This is a genomic window from Streptomyces sp. NPDC052036 (assembly GCF_040680495.1).
GTDB lineage: Bacteria > Actinomycetota > Actinomycetes > Streptomycetales > Streptomycetaceae > Streptomyces.
The window spans coordinates 151,292-164,972 of the sequence record NZ_JBFAWW010000005.1 but is presented as its reverse complement, the minus strand read 5'-3'; the positions used below and the strand labels follow the sequence as shown (position 1 = coordinate 164,972).

The following is a 13,681-nucleotide window of genomic DNA, read 5'->3' as shown; positions in this document are numbered from 1 at the left end:
CAACTCAGGGGCGGGCGATGGAGCAGACACACACCTCGCACAACGGCGCGACGGCGACCCCGGGCGCGCAGCGCCGGGTTCTGGTGGTCGAGGACGACCCAACGATCGTCGACGCCATCGCCGCCCGACTGCGCGCGGAGGGATTCCTCGTGCAAACGGCCGGTGACGGTCCGGCGGCGGTCGACACGGCCGAGGCATGGCAGCCGGACCTGCTGATTCTCGACATCATGCTGCCGGGCTTCGACGGCCTGGAGGTCTGCCGCCGGGTACAGGCGCAGCGCCCGGTGCCGGTGCTAATGCTCACCGCGCGCGACGACGAGACGGACATGCTGGTCGGGCTCGGCGTCGGCGCCGACGACTACATGACCAAGCCGTTCTCGATGCGTGAGCTGGCGGCACGGGTGCATGTGCTGCTGCGGCGGATGGAGCGGGCCGCCCTGGCCGCCGCCACACCCCGCAGCGGCATCCTGCGCCTCGGCGAACTGGAGATCGACCACGCGCAGCGCCGGGTCCGGGTGCGCAGTGAGGACGTCCACCTCACGCCCACCGAGTTCGATCTGCTCGTGTGCCTGGCCAACACGCCGCGCGCGGTGCTCTCCCGTGAGCAGCTGCTCGCGGAGGTGTGGGACTGGGCGGACGCCTCCGGCACCCGCACCGTGGACAGCCACATCAAGGCCCTGCGGCGGAAGATCGGCGCGGAGCGCATCCGCACCGTGCACGGGGTGGGCTACGCCCTGGAGACCCCGACGCCATGAGCGACGGGCCGGACGCACGGAGGAGCCCGGGGGAGTCCCGGGGCGGCGTACGCCCGTTCTCGATCAAGACCAAGCTCGGCGCGCTGGTCGTCATCTCGGTGCTGATCACCACGGGTCTGCTGCTGATCGCGGTGCGCACGGAGACCGAGCTGCGCTTCATCACGGTCTTCTCGATGATCGCCACACTGCTGATCACACAGTTCGTGGCGCACTCGCTCACGGCGCCGCTGGACGAGATGAACGCGGTGGCCCGGTCGATATCGCACGGCGACTACACCCGCCGGGTCCGTGACAACCGCCGGGACGAGATGGGCGACCTGGCCCAGACGATCAACCTGATGGCCGACGAGCTGGAGGCCCAGGACCGCCAGCGCAAGGAGCTGGTGGCGAACGTCTCGCACGAGCTGCGCACCCCCATCGCCGGGCTGCGCGCGGTGCTGGAGAACATCGTGGACGGCGTCACGGAGGCCGACCCCGAGACCATGCGCACCGCCCTGCGGCAGACCGAGCGGCTCGGGCGCCTGGTGGAGACCCTGCTGGACCTCTCCCGCCTCGACAACGGCGTGGTCCCGCTGAAGAAGCGCCGCTTCGAGGTGTGGCCGTATCTCTCGGGCGTCCTCAAGGAGGCCCAGATGGTGTCCTCCGCCCGGGCGGGCATGGCCTCGGGCTCCGGCAGCCACACCCGCACGGACGTCCATCTGCACCTCGACGTCTCCCCGCCGGAGCTGACCGCGCACGCGGACCCGGAGCGCATCCACCAGGTCGTCGCCAACCTGATCGACAACGCGGTCAAGCACAGCCCTCCGCACGGCCGGGTCTCGGTGAAGGCCCGGCGCGGGCCCTGCCCGGACTCCCTGGAGCTGGAGGTGCTGGACGAGGGCCCCGGCATCCCGCAGTCGGAGTGGCACCGGGTCTTCGAGCGGTTCAACCGCGGCGCCGTGCGCCGGCCGCACGGGCCGGGCAGTGACGGCGGCACGGGCCTGGGCCTGGCGATCGCGCGCTGGGCGGTGGATCTGCACGGTGGCCGGATCGGGGTGGCCGAATCCGCGCGGGGTTGCCGGATCCAGGTCACTCTTCCGGGAGAGTCACCTCTCCCAAGTTGACGTAAAGTTCGAGCCGGAACGACAAGATCCACGGATGGACCGGCTGACGGACACGTGTGATCAGGCACAGGCCCGCGCAGTCCCCGCGCCGGGCCCCGGCCGTCGTACCCCTCTCAGACCGGAACCACGCTTGTTTCCCGCCATTTCCCGCCCCGAAACACGCTCTCCGATGTGACTTACGCGACGATGAACCGGCCCGACCTGACCTTCACCCCCAGGGAGGCGTAGCCTTTATTTCCGCTGTCCATAACCTTGTGAAGCGGAAGAGGGCGGTTGCCGCCGTGTCGCCACAGTCCCCCAGTAACTCGAGTGTCTCCACCGACGACCAAGCCGGGAAGAACCCCGCGGCCGCGTTCGGTGCGAACGAGTGGCTCGTCGACGAGATCTATCAGCAGTACCTCCAGGACCCGAATTCGGTAGACCGTGCCTGGTGGGACTTCTTCGCCGACTACAAGCCGGGAGCCCCTGCCTCGCCCGCTGCGGCGGGCACTGCGGCCGCGGGGGCCGCAGAGACCACCACGCAGGCCCAGGCAGCTCCCGCCGCTCCGGCACCGGCCGTGACGGCCCCGGCTCCCGCGGCACCGCAGGCACCGGCCGTCCCGGCCCCCGCCGCGAAGCCCGCCGCCGCTGCCGCCCCGGCCAAGCCGGCCGCAGCCGCTCCCGCCGCCGCGAAGCCCGCGCCGGCCCCTGCCCAGCCCAAGAAGGACGAGCCCGTGGCCCAGGCGCCCGTGGGTCCCGAACTGGTGACCCTGCGCGGCCCCTCCGCCGCCGTCGCGAAGAACATGAACGCCTCGCTGGAGCTGCCCACGGCCACGTCCGTGCGCGCGGTGCCGGTGAAGCTGCTCTTCGACAACCGCATCGTCATCAACAACCACCTCAAGCGTGCCCGGGGCGGGAAGATCTCCTTCACGCACCTGATCGGCTACGCGATGGTCCAGGCCATCAAGGCCATGCCGGCGATGAACTGGTCCTTCGCGGAGAAGGACGGCAAGCCGACCCTGGTCAAGCCGGAGCACGTCAACCTGGGCCTCGCCATCGACCTGGTGAAGCCGAACGGTGACCGCCAGCTCGTCGTCGCGGCGATCAAGAAGGCCGAGACGCTCAACTTCTTCGAGTTCTGGCAGGCCTACGAGGACATCGTCCGCCGCGCCCGCGACGGCAAGCTGACGATGGACGACTTCACCGGCGTGACCGTCTCCCTCACCAACCCCGGCGGCCTCGGCACGGTCCACTCGGTGCCGCGTCTGATGCCCGGCCAGTCGGTGATCATGGGCGTCGGCTCGATGGACTACCCGGCTGAGTTCCAGGGCACCTCCCAGGACACCCTGAACAAGCTCGGCATCTCCAAGGTCATGACGCTCACGTCGACCTACGACCACCGGGTGATCCAGGGCGCCGCCTCCGGCGAGTTCCTGCGCGTCGTCGCCAACCTCCTGCTCGGCGAGAACGGCTTCTACGACGAGATCTTCGAGGCCCTGCGCATCCCCTACGAGCCGGTCCGCTGGCTCAAGGACATCGACGCCTCGCACGACGACGACGTCACCAAGGCCGCCCGTGTCTTCGAGCTGATCCACTCCTACCGGGTCCGCGGCCACGTCATGGCCGACACCGACCCGCTGGAGTACCGCCAGCGCAAGCACCCCGACCTGGACATCGTCGAGCACGGCCTCACCCTGTGGGACCTGGAGCGCGAGTTCGCCGTCGGCGGCTTCGCCGGCAAGTCGATGATGAAGCTGCGCGACATCCTCGGCGTGCTGCGCGACTCGTACTGCCGCACCACCGGCATCGAGTACATGCACATCCAGGACCCCAAGCAGCGCAAGTGGATCCAGGACCGCGTGGAGCGCCCGCACTCCAAGCCGGAGCGCGAGGAGCAGCTGCGCATCCTGCGCCGGCTGAACGCGGCGGAGGCCTTCGAGACCTTCCTGCAGACCAAGTACGTCGGCCAGAAGCGCTTCTCCCTGGAGGGCGGCGAGTCGGTCATCCCGCTGCTCGACGCGGTGATCGACAGCGCGGCCGAGTCCCGCCTGGACGAGGTCGTCGTCGGCATGGCCCACCGCGGCCGGCTGAACGTCCTCGCCAACATCGTCGGCAAGTCCTACGCACAGATCTTCCGCGAGTTCGAGGGCAACCTCGACCCGAAGTCGATGCACGGCTCCGGCGACGTGAAGTACCACCTGGGCGCCGAGGGCACCTTCACCGGGCTCGACGGCGAGCAGATCAAGGTCTCCCTCGCCGCCAACCCGTCCCACCTGGAGACGGTCGACCCGGTCATCGAGGGCATCAGCCGCGCCAAGCAGGACATCATCAACAAGGGCGGTACGGACTTCACGGTCCTGCCGGTGGCGATCCACGGCGACGCGGCCTTCGCGGGCCAGGGTGTGGTGGCCGAGACCCTGAACATGTCGCAGCTGCGCGGCTACCGCACCGGCGGCACGGTCCACATCGTCATCAACAACCAGGTCGGCTTCACCGCGGCCCCCGAGTCCTCGCGCTCCTCCATGTACGCGACGGACGTGGCCCGCATGATCGAGGCCCCGATCTTCCACGTGAACGGCGACGACCCGGAGGCGGTCGTGCGCGTCGCGCGCCTGGCCTTCGAGTTCCGCCAGGCGTTCAACAAGGACGTGGTGATCGACCTCATCTGCTACCGCCGCCGCGGTCACAACGAGTCGGACAACCCGGCCTTCACCCAGCCGCTGATGTACGACCTGATCGACAAGAAGCGCTCGGTGCGCAAGCTGTACACCGAGTCCCTGATCGGTCGCGGCGACATCACCCTGGAAGAGGCCGAGCAGGCCCTGCAGGACTACCAGGGCCAGCTGGAGAAGGTCTTCACGGAGGTCCGCGAGGCCACCTCGCAGCAGGTGGCGGCCCCGTCCCAGGAGCCGCAGGACGGCTTCCCGGTCGCGGTCGGCACGGCCATCTCCTCGGAGGTCGTCAAGCGCATCGCCGAGTCCCAGGTCAACATCCCCGACCACTTCACCGTTCACCCGCGTCTGCTGCCGCAGCTGCAGCGCCGGGCGTCGATGGTCGAGGACGGCACGATCGACTGGGGCATGGGCGAGACCCTGGCCATCGGCTCGCTGCTCCTGGAGGGCACGCCGGTCCGCCTCTCCGGCCAGGACTCCCGCCGCGGCACCTTCGGCCAGCGCCACGCGGTGCTGATCGACCGCGCGACGGGCGAGGACTACACCCCGCTGCAGTACCTGTCGGAGGACCAGGCCCGCTACAACGTCTACGACTCCCTCCTGTCCGAGTACGCGGTCATGGGCTTCGAGTACGGCTACTCGCTGGCCCGCCCGGACGCGCTCGTGATGTGGGAGGCGCAGTTCGGCGACTTCGTCAACGGCGCGCAGAGCGTCGTCGACGAGTACATCTCGGCGGCCGAGCAGAAGTGGGGCCAGACGTCCGGCGTCACCCTGCTCCTCCCGCACGGCTACGAGGGCCAGGGCCCGGACCACTCCTCGGCCCGCCCGGAGCGGTTCCTTCAGCTCTGCGCCCAGAACAACATGACGGTCGCGATGCCGACCCTGCCGTCGAACTACTTCCACCTCCTGCGGTGGCAGGTGCACAACCCGCACCACAAGCCGCTGGTGGTCTTCACGCCGAAGTCGATGCTGCGCCTCAAGGCCGCCGCGTCCAAGGCGGAGGAGTTCACGACGGGCCAGTTCCGCCCGGTCATCGGCGACGCGTCGGCGGACCCGGCCGCGGTCCGCAAGGTCGTCTTCTGCGCCGGCAAGGTCTACTACGACCTGGAGGCCGAGCGGCAGAAGCGCGGTGTGACGGACACGGCGATCATCCGCCTCGAGCGCCTGTACCCGCTGCCGGGTGCCGAGCTCCAGGCCGAGATCAAGAAGTACCCGAACGCCGAGAAGTACCTGTGGGTGCAGGAGGAGCCGGCGAACCAGGGCGCCTGGCCGTTCATCGCCCTGAACCTGATCGACCACCTGGACCTGGCGGTCGGCGCGGACGTCCCGCCGTCCGAGCGCCTGCGTCGCATCTCGCGTCCGCACAGCTCGTCCCCGGCCGTCGGTTCCGCGAAGCGGCACCAGGCGGAGCAGGAGCAGCTCGTGCGCGAGGTGTTCGACGCGTAAGGCCGCCGGTCGATCCTCGGTCGGCCTCTGGTCGCACGAGGGGCCCGTTCCCGAGCTTCGGCTCGGGGGCGGGCCCCTCGGCGTTGCGGTCGGTCTCACATCATCTGCGGCTCGAAGTCCCAGTAGGGGCGCCGTCCTTCGAGCATGTACCGCACCTGCCGGTGCTCCTCGAAGAAGTTCTCGGTGAGCCGGCGCACCGCCTCCGCGCGCACGGTCTCCGCCTCGTCGTGCCGCCCGGTCGCCGCGAGATCCTGCGCGAGGCCCGCCGCCAGGTTCAGGGTGAGGACGTGCGTGTCCCCGACCGCGGTGCGCGCCCGGCCCAGGGCGTCCCGGCCCAGCGCCACCGCGCGCTCCAGCTCACCGGTCCGGGCGAGCGCCGTCGCGGTGTTCATCGCGCACCCGACGGACCAGACATGGGCCGTGCCCAGGGCCCGTTCCATCCCCGCCCTGGCCCGCTCCGCGCGCTGCCGGGCGCCGGTCAGGTCCCCCTGGTCGCCCTGGATCAGGGCGCAGTTGTCGAGGGCTCCCGCGAGGTAGGGGTGGCCGTCGCCGAAGAGGTCCGTGAAGCCCGTGAGGGCGGACTCGGCGAGCTCCCGTGCCTCGTCGAGCTCGCCGATCTCGCGCAGCAGCATCGCGTAGTCCGTGGTCTGCCTCAGCGTCTGCCGGGGGCCGCGCCGGCTCAGGCTGCGGTCGCGCGCCTCGCGCATCAGTCCGCGCGCCCGCAGATGGGCGCCGTCGCGGCGCAGGCACAGTGCCAGGTTGTGCTGGGCGAGCAGGGTCTGGGCGTGGTCGCGGCCGAGCACCTCACGGTGCAGGCGGTGGTTCAGCTCCTGGATGGCCAGCGCGTCGCCGTACCGGCCGAGCAGCCGTAGCGTCCAGGCGGTGTTGAGGCCGGCGAGGAGCGTCGAGGGATGCCGGCCGCCGCCGAGCGCGATGTACGCCTCCAGGACGGACCGCTGGAGGACGAGGGACTCCTCGTAGCGGCCCAGCAGCCGCAGCGCCAGCGCGAGGTTGCCGCGGATGTCGAGGGTGCGCGGCACCTCCTGCTCTCCGAGGTCGGCCGCCGCCTGGGCCGCGGCGTCCTCGTAGAGGAGACGGGCGTCCTCGTACCGGCCCAGCGCCAGCAGTGCTCCGCCGAGTCCGTTCTTGGCCCGCAGCACCTGCACCGAGCTGCGCTCGGGATCGGCGGTGACTCGGCGCAGCACGTCCCGCGCGATGCGCTCCGCCTCGCGGTAGCGGCCGAGGCGGCGCTCCATGTTCGCCAGTTGGTGCACGGCGACGAGGACGGCGGGGTCGGTGTCGCCGGAGACCGCGCCCCAGGAGGCGACGGCCGCGCTGCTGAGCCGCCTGCCCTCCTTGGCCTCGCCGCGGATCCGCAGATACTCGATGCAGTTGAGCACCACCGTCCGCACATCGGGGTCGGCGGAGTGCAGCGCCCCCGTCGCCTCCAGATGCGGTATCACCTCCGCGTACCGGGACCAGTGGGTGCGGTCGCCGGGGCGGCGGGGGTCGGCGGCGACGAGCACCCGGCGGGCGGTCCCGGCCGACGACCGGGCCTCCTCGGGGCCCAGATGACCGCGGACGAAGCGGTGGAAGAGCCGGTGCATACGCAGCGTGCCGACGGTCTGGATGTCCATCGGCCCCTGCTCGTACTCCAGCCGCATGGAGGTCGCCTCGGACAGCACCCGCAGCGCGGTGTTCCAGCTGCTCGGCTCGGTGACCAGGGACACCAGGTGCGGGGGCAGGTCTCCGACACGGGCGGACTGCACCAGGCCCAGGGGGATCACGTCGGGCGAGAAGAACGCGAAGAGGGACAGCAGCTCGTAGGCGTTGGGATGTTTCTCGCGCAGGGTGTTGACGGTCTGGGCCCAGGCGGCCTGGAACTCCTTGCGGTACTCCTCGGAGGAGACGACGGGGACGGCGTGCGGGTCGCCCTCCTGGATGCGGGTGATGTACGTGTCGATGTCGGCGGTCTCGTTCAGCTCCACCCAGGCCGCGGTCTGGTCCAGGAGCAGCGGATGGTCCTCGACCGCCGCGGCGAGACGGTCCGCGCTGTCGCGGGTGAGCCGGCGGCTGCGCCGGCACGCGAAGTCGACGGACTCCTCGCGGTCGAACGGGGGCAGGTCGACGACCTGGCCGACCCAGCGGTGCCATTCCTTGCGCGGGGTGGTGACCAGCAGATGGCCGGGGCCGTCGGGCAGCACCGTCCCGAGGTCCTCGGGGTCCTCCGCCCCGTCCAGGACGACCAGCCACCGGACGCGGTCGCGCAGGGCCCGCTTGGCCGTCTCGATACGCCCGCGCAGGGCGTCCCCGGTGTCCGGTTCCGCGCCCAGCTTGTCGGCGAGCCGGGCGAACTCCTCACGGGCCCGGTTGCGTACCGACGCGTTGACCCACCAGACGATGTCGTACTCGCCCTTGTAGCGGTGCACATACTCGGCGGCCGTCTGGGTCTTGCCGATGCCGCCCGGGCCGCGCAGCGCGATACGGGTGCCCTCGCCGCCCTCCGTGAACGCCTGGTGGATGCGCTCCAGGACGCGTTCGCGGCCGGTGAAGTCGCGGTGGTGGCGCGGGGCGTTGTCGATGCCTGGCCGGTCCTCCGGGAAGCGTGGGCCACGGGCGCGGTCGAGGCTGACCGGGCCGCCGGACGGCGAGGTCACCTCCAGCGCCTCGATCAGCACCTCGGCGGCCCGGTCGGCGTCGAGGCCGCGCAGCGGGAGCACCCGGCCGAGCCGTTCCGCGGCCGGCGGCAGGGAGGCGGCGGTGATCGAGGCGGCGAGGATCCGGTGCCCCTCCCGGGGCATGATCTCGGCCAGCACATCGGCCCAGGCCTGCCGGCGGGCCTCGTCGAAGCGCACGAACCAGTCGTCGATCAGGAGCAGCAGTTTTCCGGGGGCGGCCAGCAGACCGGTCAGCCGCCCCGGCTCCGGTGCGGTGTGCAGCGGATCCCAGCGGACCGCCTCCGGGACCGCTCCGGCGTGTGCGAGGCGGTGTTCGATCCACGTCGCCCAGGACCATGACTGTCCCGCGTAGACGATCGTGACATGCTCGGGGGACGCGGATGGCATGCCTGGGGTCTCCTTCTGACGTAGGGGAACGCTACGTCGCGGTTCGTCAACTCCACGTTAGACCAGACTCCTTGACGATACGGAGAGCTGCTCACCGATCCGCGCGGCGGCATGCCGGATGATGCGCTCCAGATCGGCGCAGTGCACACTCGGCTGCCGGAAGTGACCCGTGAGGGCGGAGTAGCGATGCGCGTAGTTGCCACCGCCGCAGATCCGCCCCACCGGGCAGGTACGGCAGTCCTCGCCGAGCGCCGCGGGTCCGGCCCGCAGCGCGGCGACCCGTGGGTGGCGCAGCGCCTCGTCGAAGGAGTTGCGGAAGACGTCGAGGCCGGTGGCGGGAGCACCGGGGAAGGCCGTCTTCAGCGAGTCGAGCCGTTCGATGGTGCCGTCGGTCTCCACCACGATCGCGGCGATCGGCGAGAGCCCCACGGCGTCCGTCCGTGAGGAGCCGCCCAGCAGCAGCGCCGCGATCTCGGTGAACAGACGCACCCGCGGCCGGCCCGTGGTGGCGTCGTCCCACCACAGGTCGAACGCCTCGGCCAGCCAGTCCCCGTACGGCGTGGGAGCGGGCCGGTGGCGGCCGGGCGAGCGGGTGCCCCAGTGCAGATGCGGGAGCAGGAAGTCGAGCGCGGGCGGGGCGAGAGCCCTCAGCGAGCCGTAGACCTCGGCGGGGTCGGTGGCCGGGTCGACGGTGCACAGCAGGCCGGCGTAGGCGTCCGGCCGCCGTGCGGCCAGCAGCCGGGCGGCGCGGCGGGCGGCGGGCCAGGAGGGGCGCCTCGCGTGGTCGATGCGGCGGGCGTTGAGGGCGGCGGTGCCCCCGTCGAGGCTGATCCCGACCCGGATGCCGGCGTCGGCGAGACGGTCGAGCGCGGGCCGGGTGAGCAGGGTGCCGTTGGTCTGCACGGTGACCGTCACCTCGGTGCCGTCCGGCACGGCGTCGCGCACGGTGTCGGCGTACGCCACGAGGGGTTCGGGACCGGTCAGCAGGGGTTCCCCGCCGTGCAGGTCGACCCGCACGGACCTGGGCCGGTGGGTCTCGACGTGTTCGGCGATGCGCCGGGCGGTCTGCCGCATGGTCCGTTCGTCGGCGTGGTGCGGGCGCTGGCGCCAACTGCGGTCCTGGCTGCGGTAGATGTAGCAGTACGTGCAGTCCAGATTGCAGCGGCTGTGCACCTTCAGGACGAACTGGCGCAGACAGTCGGCGCTCACGGCGCGGCTCCCGCGGGCGGGCGCGGCACCAAGGGGTCGGGCGAGTCGCCGTAGTAGGCGGCCGGGGCGTCGTCCTCGGCCTCCCGCGCGCGCAGTTCGGCGAGCACCGCGGCGAGCACGGGATGGGGGGCGCAGCCCGGGCCGGGGCGCTCGAAGACGGGCAGGGCTATGCCCGGGACGTCGTCCGGCCCTCTCATACGCCGCCCCCGCCCCTCGGGTCCAGGGCGTCGAGGGCGGCCCGGGCCCGCTCCGCCTCGTCCCCGTCGCCCAGCCCGGCCTGCTCGTAGAGCCGGAGCGCCGTGCGGTACTCCTCGGCGGCACGGGCGGGGGCGGAGGCGTGGCCGAGGGCCTCGCCTCGTTCGACGCGCACGCGGGCCTCCGCGGCCGTGAGCTCCAGGTCCCGGTACAGTTCGGCGGTCCGCAGCAGATGGTCGGCGACCGCCTCCCAGTCCGACCACTGTGCCGTGTGCTCGGCGAGTCGCCCGGCCGCCGCGGCGCGCAGCCGCCAGGCCCGGGCGGCGAGCAGGTCGTCGTCGGTGTCCTGAGCGGCGGTGCCCACTATCCAGTCGGCCTCGTGCACATCGGACAGCCCGCCCTGGCGCAGATTCCGGTGCAGGAGTGCGTCGCCCAGTTCCACCCGGCGGCGCGGCAGTTCGGGGTCCTGCTCGGAGGACTCGTCGACGGCCATCCGCAGCACCCGTACGGCGTCGGACCATTCGTCGGCCGCGCCCAGGGCGAGGCCCAGCCGGAGCAGCAGCGCGGGCCGGGCCGGATCGTCCAGGGACACTTCCCCGGTCGCCTGCCACCAGGACCAGACGGCCGCCTCCAGATCGTCCCGGTCGCGGGTGAGTTCGTACGACGCCAGATAGGCCTCGCCCAGCCGGTCGAAGCACTCGGCCCGCAGTTCCGGGCTCTCGCCCGCGTAGTCCAGCGCCTGCCGGAGCACGGTGACGATCCGGCGACGGGTCGGGGGATCGTGCTCCGCGTCCCGGGTGAGGCCCAGGGCGGCGGCCGTCTCCAGACAGATCCGGGTCAGCTCCTGGGTGCCGGCGCCCTCGGCGGCGCGCAGCGGGAGCGCCTCGCGGAAGCCCACCTCGGCCAGTTCGGCGGAGCGGTGGGCGAGGGCGCGCCGGTCCGGGCCGGGCTCCCAGGGCTTCGCGCCGCGTCCCGAGTCGTGCCGGGCCAGCGCGAGCAGGGCGCGGGCCTCCAGCAGCCGGGCCGACGACTCGCCGGTGCGCAGCCGGTACTGGGTGGCGAGGCCCGCGGCCTGTTCGAACTGCTGGGCGGCCCAGTCCTGCGGTGTCCCCTCGTCCGGGCCGAGGACGGCGGCGCCGGCCCGGGCGGCCAGGGACGCCGCCTGGAACGCCGCGGTGGCCCGCAGTTCCAGGACACGGGTGGCCCACCGCTCCGCATCGGGCGGGATCTCCTCCAGCCGCTGCCGGGCCTGCTGGTAGGCCAGCAGGGCCAGTCGGCGCGGGGAGGCGTCGGGCTCGCCGAGATCGTGGCCGAGCCCCGCGGGCAGGCTCGCGGCGGCCGCTCCCGCGGTCTCCAGATCGGCCGCGAGGTACAGCAGGATCTGTGCCTCCATGACGAGTTCCTGCGGGTCGCTCTTGCGGTGCCCGGGCAGGATCTCGTACGCCTCCCGCAGGTTGTCGGCCGTCCCGGCCACCCGCCAGCGCTCCAGCAGGGCCCTGGCCAGCCGACTGCGCAGCGCGCGCTGTTCCGTCTGCCGGCGCTCGACCTCCAGGGCCCGGCGCAGCAGGGCGATGCCCTCGTCCAGGTCGCGGGCGGTGCCCTGGGCGGCATAGCGGTCGAGCAGCCGGTGCGCGCGGGAGGCCAGCTCGGCCGGGCCCGTGTCGGTCAGCACCGGGACCTTCCCGTAGCGGGCGAGGACCTGCGAGGAGACCCGGGCGAAGGCGCGCAGCAGCCGGTCGTCGGCGCCGTCCTCGGCCACGGGGTGTGCGGCCGTCGCACCGGAGAGGTAGGCGGCGGCCAGCGCCGGGAAGTTGCGGGCCGCGCGGCCGTACTGCCGCTCGACGTACTGCGAGCTGTGCTTGAGGACGAGTTGGGCCTCGCCGCCGGGCAGATGGCGCAGCAGTTCCTCGCGCACGCTCCCGATGAACTCGTACCCGCCGTCCGCGTCGGCGTCGCTGCGCCGCATCAGCCCGCCGAGGAGGACCTCCGCCATCGCCTCGGGGCCGCTGCCGGGCAGCATGGCCCGCTGCACGAGCTGCATCACCGGCAGGGCGAGGGGCACGGTGGCCAGGTACTCGGCGAGATGCCGCGCGTCCTGCGAGGCGGTGCGCCTGAAGGCCCGTACCCGGTCGCGCGAGGTGATGTCCCGCTCGGCGAGCGGCCGTGCGGCGGTCGCCGGGTGGTCGGCGCGCACCCAGGCCGCGGAGGCGATCTGCCGCTGGGCGGTCGCGTCGCACACGAGGCGGACCCAGCCCGCGAGGGAGGAGGGGCGCAGGGCGAGCACGGGCACGGGCAGGGCGCGCCGCGGCGGGGGTCCGGCGCGCTCCGACCGGAACTCCAGGGCGCCGGCCAGTCCCTCGTGGCGGCGCAGTTCCCCGGAGTAGGCGGGCAGATGGGTGCCGCGCCACATCCGCTGGGGCAGCGGCTGCAGGACGGCGACGGGGGCGCAGGTGGCCCAGTCGTGCAGCAGCCGCTGCATGGTGCCGCTGCGCCACAGCGGCCCCGCGCAGTCGCTGAGGACCAGGGTCAGCCGGTGTCCGCTCGGATCGCGCAGCAGACCGGGGCCGTCGGCGGGGGACGAGGGGTCCGGTGTGGACGCCACCCGTGGACCTCTCGGCCCGCCGTCATGGAGGTAGTAGGTCCGGATCTCCCGGAACGCCCCGGCCCGTTCGCAGACCTGGCGCAGCTCCGCGAAGGTGTGCTGCCACACCACGGTGGACGAGGAGACGTCCATGACGAGTTGGAGGCGTGCCTCACGGCGCTGCCCGGGGGCGGGCACCGGGACGACCACCCCGGTGTCGGCCGCCCGCTGCGCGGTCGCCTCCTCGTCCAGTCCGGACCATGAGGGGCCGCTCGGCGGCCGGTAGCGGTTGAGGGGCCGTAACGCCCGTTGCAGGGCGAGCGGTTCGGGCAGGACGGAGGCGGCGGGCACCTGGGTGGAGACGACCGTGCCCGTGCCGCCCGCGGGGCCCTCGGTCGCGATGCCGCCGACCGCCGGGGTCCGGCGGTCCGCGGCCTGTTTCCGGGCCGCCACGGCCAGGGACGTCTCGGGCGGGACGGTGTTGCGGCGGTTGCCGGGCCGGGGGCCGGGGGTCGGCTCGACGGGGTCCTTGTCGTTGGAGGGGGCCGTCGCCGTGCTGCCGGGGACATGGCGGGCGAGCCAGAGCGCGTCCGCGAGTTCCTCGGCGTCCGGAGCGATCCCGGCCTCGCGCAGTCGGCGGGCGAGCAGCTCCAGGGAGTCGGCGACGGTCATGGTC

Annotated in this window: 7 protein-coding genes; 3 read left to right on the top strand and 4 right to left on the bottom strand. The window is 72.7% G+C overall.

From position 1 onward, the window contains the following. Positions 1-17: 17 nt before the first annotated feature. From AB0L95_RS10585 to AB0L95_RS10575, 3 genes are all read left to right on the top strand, one after another. On the top strand, positions 18-755 hold the full coding sequence (locus AB0L95_RS10585; protein WP_365160029.1) for a response regulator transcription factor: 738 nt from the start codon (positions 18-20) through the stop codon (positions 753-755). Beyond that, positions 752-1,858, top strand: a complete 1,107-nt coding sequence (locus AB0L95_RS10580) for an ATP-binding protein (protein WP_365160026.1) — start codon at positions 752-754, stop codon at positions 1,856-1,858. The genes AB0L95_RS10585 and AB0L95_RS10580 overlap by 4 nt, the downstream gene beginning before the upstream one ends. 281 nt (positions 1,859-2,139) lie before the next feature. Continuing rightward, positions 2,140-5,955 carry a multifunctional oxoglutarate decarboxylase/oxoglutarate dehydrogenase thiamine pyrophosphate-binding subunit/dihydrolipoyllysine-residue succinyltransferase subunit gene (locus tag AB0L95_RS10575; RefSeq protein ID WP_365160023.1) on the top strand — a complete coding sequence of 1,272 codons (3,816 nt, stop codon included), beginning with the start codon at positions 2,140-2,142 and terminating at the stop codon, positions 5,953-5,955. Positions 5,956-6,050: 95 nt separating this feature from the next. Here the strand turns inward: AB0L95_RS10575 and fxsT are convergent, their stop codons facing one another. Genes fxsT through AB0L95_RS10555 form a run of 4 tightly spaced genes read right to left on the bottom strand, consistent with a single transcriptional unit; the run spans position 6,051 to position 13,677 of the window. Continuing rightward, positions 6,051-9,020: an FxSxx-COOH system tetratricopeptide repeat protein gene (gene fxsT, locus AB0L95_RS10570; protein ID WP_365160020.1), complete on the bottom strand. Its 2,970-nt coding sequence runs from the start codon at positions 9,018-9,020 to the stop codon at positions 6,051-6,053. Between the two features lie 57 nt (positions 9,021-9,077). Continuing rightward, on the bottom strand, positions 9,078-10,229 hold the full coding sequence (locus tag AB0L95_RS10565) for an FxsB family cyclophane-forming radical SAM/SPASM peptide maturase (RefSeq protein WP_365160017.1): 1,152 nt from the start codon (positions 10,227-10,229) through the stop codon (positions 9,078-9,080). Continuing rightward, positions 10,226-10,426, bottom strand: coding sequence for a hypothetical protein (locus AB0L95_RS10560; protein WP_365160014.1), 201 nt, complete (start codon positions 10,424-10,426; stop codon positions 10,226-10,228). Before AB0L95_RS10560 ends, AB0L95_RS10565 begins: the two co-directional genes overlap by 4 nt. Then, the gene (locus AB0L95_RS10555) at positions 10,423-13,677 is read right to left on the bottom strand and encodes an SAV_2336 N-terminal domain-related protein (RefSeq protein WP_365160011.1); all 3,255 of its coding nucleotides are present in this window, start codon (positions 13,675-13,677) and stop codon (positions 10,423-10,425) included. Before AB0L95_RS10555 ends, AB0L95_RS10560 begins: the two co-directional genes overlap by 4 nt. Between the last annotated feature and the right edge of the window lie 4 nt (positions 13,678-13,681).

What these genes read in the sequence shown, in the direction of transcription:
- AB0L95_RS10585 (WP_365160029.1), top strand. Translation starts at nt 18, where the DNA reads ATGGAGCAGACACACACCTCGCACAACGGCGCGACGGCGACCCCGGGC.
- fxsT (WP_365160020.1), bottom strand. Translation starts at nt 9,020, where the DNA reads ATGCCATCCGCGTCCCCCGAGCATGTCACGATCGTCTACGCGGGACAG.
- AB0L95_RS10560 (WP_365160014.1), bottom strand. Translation starts at nt 10,426, where the DNA reads ATGAGAGGGCCGGACGACGTCCCGGGCATAGCCCTGCCCGTCTTCGAG.
- AB0L95_RS10580 (WP_365160026.1), top strand. Translation starts at nt 752, where the DNA reads ATGAGCGACGGGCCGGACGCACGGAGGAGCCCGGGGGAGTCCCGGGGC.
- AB0L95_RS10555 (WP_365160011.1), bottom strand. Translation starts at nt 13,677, where the DNA reads ATGACCGTCGCCGACTCCCTGGAGCTGCTCGCCCGCCGACTGCGCGAG.